Annotated in this window: 5 protein-coding genes; 3 read left to right on the top strand and 2 right to left on the bottom strand. The window is 69.2% G+C overall.

What is annotated here, in order from left to right; genetic code table 11:
- Positions 1-1,308: SulP family inorganic anion transporter (locus tag OO69_RS47865; RefSeq protein ID WP_033287346.1), on the bottom strand; the 1,308-nt coding region annotated here is incomplete at its 3' end.
- 332 nt (positions 1,309-1,640) lie between these two features.
- On the opposite strand from OO69_RS47865, the gene OO69_RS47860 reads away from it, so the two are divergent.
- The 3 genes from OO69_RS47860 to proC all read left to right on the top strand — a co-directional run bounded on the left by OO69_RS47860 (position 1,641) and on the right by proC (position 4,194).
- Positions 1,641-2,498, top strand: a complete 858-nt coding sequence (locus tag OO69_RS47860; protein ID WP_078652921.1) for an ABC transporter ATP-binding protein — start codon at positions 1,641-1,643, stop codon at positions 2,496-2,498.
- Positions 2,495-3,304 (top strand): ABC transporter permease, encoded by an 810-nt coding sequence (locus OO69_RS47855; RefSeq protein WP_033287345.1) that lies wholly within the window; start codon positions 2,495-2,497, stop codon positions 3,302-3,304. The genes OO69_RS47860 and OO69_RS47855 overlap by 4 nt, the downstream gene beginning before the upstream one ends.
- Positions 3,305-3,384: 80 nt before the next feature.
- Entirely contained in the window at positions 3,385-4,194 is an 810-nt protein-coding gene (proC, locus tag OO69_RS47850; RefSeq protein WP_033287344.1) for a pyrroline-5-carboxylate reductase, read from the top strand.
- A gap of 20 nt (positions 4,195-4,214) precedes the next feature.
- On the opposite strand, the gene trpS is transcribed toward proC, so the two are convergent.
- Positions 4,215-5,210 carry a tryptophan--tRNA ligase gene (trpS, locus tag OO69_RS47845; RefSeq protein WP_033287343.1) on the bottom strand — a complete coding sequence of 332 codons (996 nt, stop codon included), beginning with the start codon at positions 5,208-5,210 and terminating at the stop codon, positions 4,215-4,217.
- Positions 5,211-5,762 lie beyond the last annotated feature (552 nt).

Raw genomic sequence — 5,762 nt, 5'->3', positions numbered from 1 at the left:
ACCCCGCTGCCGCTCCCGCCCCCCAACCCACCCCTCCAACGCCGCCGCACACGCATGATCCACATGCCGCAACCCACCCAACTCCAGCCGCACCACCCGATCACCCGGCACCGCCTCCAACGCCTCCAACAACCTCGGCAACCGCAGAAACGTCGCATGCCCCCACACCCGTACGACGATCCCCGCGTCCCCGAGATCCTCCGTCTCCACCCGCACATGACTGATGTCCCACGCGGTCTTCGCCACGGCCAACGCCAGCCCGACCAACACCCCCTCGAACAAACTCCCCACCACGATCACCACCGCGGTCACCCCGAGCACGACCACCTCACCCCGATGCCCGGCCCACAACCCCCGCACCTGCCGCACCGGCACGAGCCCACACCCGACATACACGAGCACCCCCGCCAGCGCCGCCACCGGAACCACCCCCAACACCCCGGGCAGCAGAACCGCGAACACCAGCAACCCCCCACCGCACAGCACCCGTAAGGCCTTGGCCCGAGCCCCCACCCGAACTCCCCCAGAGGGGACCTCCTCAGAGGGGACACCCCCAGCCACACTCCGCATCCGCACGCCCACCGCGGTCATCGGCAACGCCCCAAGCACCCCGCACACGGCGTTCCCCACACCCCGCGCGCTCAACTCCCGGTCGTAGGAAGCCCGCGGCCCCCGACACAGCCGGTCCACCGCCGCCGCGCTGATCAACGACCCCGCCGAAGCGATCAGCGCGAACGCCACGACCGTCCCGCTCACCCCCGCTTCTGTAAGCCGCCCGAAATCCCCCCACTCCGGCACCCGCACGGCACCGACCAGCCCCCGCACATCAACCCGCCGCACCGCCAGGTCGAACCCCCCGGTCACCGCCGCGGCCAACCCCACCGCCACCAACGGCGCCGGAACCAGCCGAGCCACCCACTCCCACCGAGGCCACAGCAGCAATACGGCAAGGGTGGCACCCTCCACTGACAACGCCACCGGATCAACCACCCCCGGCAGCGACACCAGCCCGGCGAGCTTCCCGACCCCGCTCGCCGGCGCGGCGACATCCCCGAGCGCGTACACCTGCCCGGCGACCAGCACGAGCCCGATCCCGGCGAGCATCCCGTGCACCACGGCCGAGGACACGGCCCGGAACCACCGCCCGAGCCGCAACACCCCGACCACGAGCCCACCGGCGAGCCCGGTCACCAGCCCCAGCTCGGTCGGCACCCCGGAGGCGATCACCACGCCCACGCACAACGGGAGCGCGACAAGAAAAACAACTAGAGAAGCGAACAACTCGGCCTTGCCCACACCACAGCGCATGACAACAGCACCTCCGATGACGAACGGGAGATGCGCGGGTGCCGCACCGGGGGAGGGCACGGCGAACTGAATTCCATTGTCGCCAAAGCGAGTTGACCGCGCACCCCCTCCGCGCCACGACCCCGCAACCACGGAAGCACACATACCGGACCACCCCCTTCCGATCACACCCCCACGCGCCTGCGCCACCCCACACCCCCACCGAAGATCACGGCCGCCCTCCCCGGACGAGACACCTCCCACCGAAGACCACGACCGCCCTCCCCAGAGAAGGCACCCGCACCCACCGAACCCACTTGACGCCCCCACCCGGCCGGAGCATTATTCATCACGTGATGAATTATCTCCCCGGCCCGCCCGGATCCCCCGACACCTCACCCGTCACCGCAGTCGGCACCCGACCCGAAACCGCCCCCGGCGCAGGACACGGCCCGGCGATCCAAGCCGAGTCCCTAACCGTCGCCCGCGGCCCCCGCACCGTCCTCCACGCCCTCGACTTCACCGTCCCGCGCGGCCAGATCACCGGCCTCCTCGGCCCCTCCGGCTGCGGCAAGTCGACCCTCATGCGCTCGATCGTCGGCACCCAGGCCAAAGTCACCGGCACCCTGAACGTCCTCGGCCGCCCCGCGGGCCACCCCACCCTCCGCACTCGTATCGGCTACGTCACCCAAGCCCCCTCCGTCTACGACGACTTGACGGTCCGTCAGAACCTCGACTACTTCGCCGCGATCCTCGATCCTGGCCGCGCCGCGGCCACCCGCCGCCACGACGACGTCACCCGCGCCATCACCGACGTCGACCTCACCACCCACGCCGACGCCCTCGCCGGCAACCTCTCCGGCGGCCAACGCAGCCGCGTCTCCCTGGCCGTGGCGCTCCTCGGTACCCCGGAACTCCTCGTCCTCGACGAACCCACCGTCGGCCTGGACCCCGTCCTCCGCCGCGACCTCTGGTCCCTCTTCCACGACATCGCCGCCTCCCGCGGCGCCACCCTCCTCATCTCCTCCCACGTCATGGACGAGGCCGAGCGCTGCCACCGCCTCCTCCTGATGCGCGAGGGCGAGATCCTCGCCGACGACACCCCGGACGCCCTCCGCACCAGCACCGGCTCCGGCACGGTCGAAGCCGCCTTCCTGCACCTGGTCGACGAGGCCGCAGCCACCGCCCGCCAGAAGGAGCCGACCCGATGAGCACGAACACGGCCACGACGACGGCCGCTACGACGACCAGCGCTCCCACACCTGCCGGTCCCCGCGCCCTCAGCGCCTCCCGCACCACCGCCACCGCCGCCCGGGTCCTGCGCCAGCTCCGCCACGACCCCCGGACGATCGCGCTGCTGATCCTCATCCCGTGCGTGATGCTCGTCCTGCTGCGCTACGTCTTCGACGGCAGCCCGCGCACCTTCGACAGCATCGGCGCCTCACTCCTCGGCATCTTCCCCCTCATCACGATGTTCCTGGTCACCTCCATCGCCACCCTGCGCGAACGCACCTCCGGCACTCTCGAACGCCTCCTCGCCATGCCGCTGGGCAAAGGCGACCTGATCGCCGGCTACGCCCTCGCCTTCGGCATCCTCGCGATCATCCAGTCCGCCCTGGCGACAGGCCTCGCCGTCTGGTTCCTGGGCCTCGACGTCACCGGCAGCCCCTGGCTCCTCCTTCTGGTCGCCCTCCTCGACGCCCTGCTCGGCACCGCCCTCGGCCTCTTCGTCTCAGCGTTCGCGGCGTCCGAGTTCCAGGCCGTCCAGTTCATGCCGGCGGTGATCTTCCCCCAACTCCTCCTCTGCGGCCTCTTCACTCCGCGCTCCGACATGCACCCCGTCCTGGAGGCCATCTCCGACGTCCTGCCCATGTCGTACGCCGTCGACGGCATGAACGAGGTCCTCAAGCACACCGACATGACCGCCACCTTCGTACGCGACGCCCTGATCGTGGCCGGCTGCGCGCTGCTGGTGCTGTGCCTGGGCGCGGCCACCCTGAGAAGGCGTACGGCATAGAGGAGCGAGGAGCATGGAGGTCTCGTTCCGCCAGCCGGACAGCCACCACTCCTCCCCACGGCCGGTGCGAGGATGGGCCCATGAGTCAGAAAGTCGCAGTCCTCGGCACCGGCAAGATCGGTGAGGCCCTGCTCAGCGGAATGATCCGAGCGGGCTGGGCCCCGGCCGACCTGCTGGTCACAGCCCGCCGCCCCGAGCGCGCCGAAGAACTCCGCACCCGCCACGGAGTCACCCCGGTCACCAACCCGGAGGCCGCGAAGACCGCCGACACCCTGATCCTCACGGTCAAGCCGCAGGACATGGGCACCCTCCTCGACGAACTCGCCCCGCACCTCCCCGCCGACCGCCTGATCATCAGTGGCGCGGCGGGCATCCCCACCTCCTTCTTCGAGGAGCGCCTGGCCGCAGGCACCCCCGTCGTCCGTGTCATGACGAACACCCCCGCCCTCGTCGACGAGGCCATGTCCGTCATCTCCGCCGGCAGCCACGCCACCGAGGCCCATCTCGCGTACGCCGACGAGATCTTCGGCGCCGTGGGCAAGACGCTCCGCGTCCCCGAGTCCCAGCAGGACGCCTGCACCGCCCTCTCCGGCTCCGGCCCGGCGTACTTCTTCTACCTGGTCGAAGCCATGACGGACGCGGGCATCCTGCTCGGCCTGCCGCGCGACAAGGCCCACGACCTCATCGTCCAGTCCGCGATCGGCGCCGCCGTCATGCTCCGCGACAGCGGCGAGCACCCGGTGAAGCTCCGCGAGAACGTCACCTCGCCCGCCGGCACGACGATCAACGCCATCCGCGAACTCGAGAACCACGGCGTACGCGCCGCACTCATCGCCGCCCTGGAGGCAGCCCGCGACCGCAGCCGCGAACTGGCCTCCGGAAACAGCTGACCGGCTAACCGCTCACGCGACTACGCAGGCAGAAGTCCGATGGCTCGATACGCGCTGTCGACCATCGGCTTCGCCATCTCTCTCGCCTTCTCCGCCCCATCCCGCAACACCCCTTCCACATAAGCGGGATCCGCGCACAACTCCTTGTGCCTCTCCTGCACGGGCCTGAGCAGCTCGACCACGGCCTCCGCCGTGTCCTTCTTCAAAGTTCCGTACGACTCATATACACCGCTCAGGTCCTCGGGGTTCCCACCACCGCAAGCGGCCAGGATCTCCAGCAGATTGGCCACCCCCGGCCGCGCCTCCCGGTCGTAGACGACCTCCGCGCCACTGTCGGTCACGGCCCGCATGACCTTCTTCCGTACGGCGTCGGGCTCGTCCAGCAGATAGACGATCCCCGGCCCGGAGTCGTCCGACTTCCCCATCTTCGAAGTCGGCTCCTGGAGGTTCATCACTCGAGCCGCCACCTCCGGCCGGGTCGCCCGAGGAACGACGAACGTATGGCCATACCGCTGGTTGAACCGCACCGCCAGATCCCGGGTCAGCTCCACATGCTGCGTCTGGTCGTCCCCGACCGGCACCTCGTCCGTCCCGTACGCCAGGATGTCCGCCGCCATCAGCACGGGATACGTCAGCAAGGACAGCCGCACACTCCCGCCCCGCTCCCGCTCACGAGCGGCCTTCTCCTTGTACTGCACCATCCGCCGCATCTCACCGTCGGTGGCCACACACTCCATGACGTACGACAGCCGCGCGTGCTCGTCCACATGACTCTGTACGAACACGGTGCACAGCTCGGGATCCAGCCCCGCCGCCAGCAACAGCGTCGCCGCCTGCCGACTGAGCCTGCGCACCCGCGCCGGATCGTGGTCCACGGTCAGCGCGTGCAGATCGACCACACAGAACAGCGCGTCGCTCTGCCGCTGATCCACATCGACCCACCGCCGGATGGCGCCCAGGTAGTTCCCCAGCGTCAGATGCCCGGTCGGCTTGACCCCACTGAAGACCCGCGTCATCTCTCCACCTCCTGTTAGAGACCGCCGCACCCGGCCGGCCGACCCTCTGGAGGGAGAAACGCGAACGGCCGCCGATGTGGCGGCCGTTGAGTACATACGTGTGTACGGCCGCCGTCAGGCGGCCCACCACTGCTGGGTGCACGTATGCGTAGTCACGTCACCCAGCGTACGCCTCTGCAGTGCTCTCCGGAGCGGAGTTGACACGCCCCTACCGCGTACGTAGTGTTCTCCGAGTTGTCCGACGTGAGCGCCGACCCCGGTCGGTCCCCGGACAGCCATTCCACAGGTACCTACAAACAATCGACGATCCGTCGTCGCGTTGTATTGGCATGCGTATTTGCGAAATGAGGAATCCGCGTTCGAAAGGACGCACCCCCCGATTCGCTCGGGACTCAGGAATCCGCTAAAGTCTCACTCGTCGGAACGGCCCAACGGCCGGGAAGACAAGCCCCGCTGACTGGGAGTCAGGCCCGAAAGGATCTGATAGAGTCGGAACCGCCGGAAAGGGAAACGCGGAAGCGGAAACCTGGAAAGCACCGAGGAAATCGGAAC

The sequence above is a fragment of the Streptomyces sp. NRRL F-525 genome (assembly GCF_000716605.1).
In the GTDB taxonomy this organism is placed as follows: Bacteria; Actinomycetota; Actinomycetes; order Streptomycetales; family Streptomycetaceae; genus Streptomyces.
Note: the sequence above shows the minus strand (reverse complement) of the source record. Positions and strands in the feature narration are given on the sequence as shown.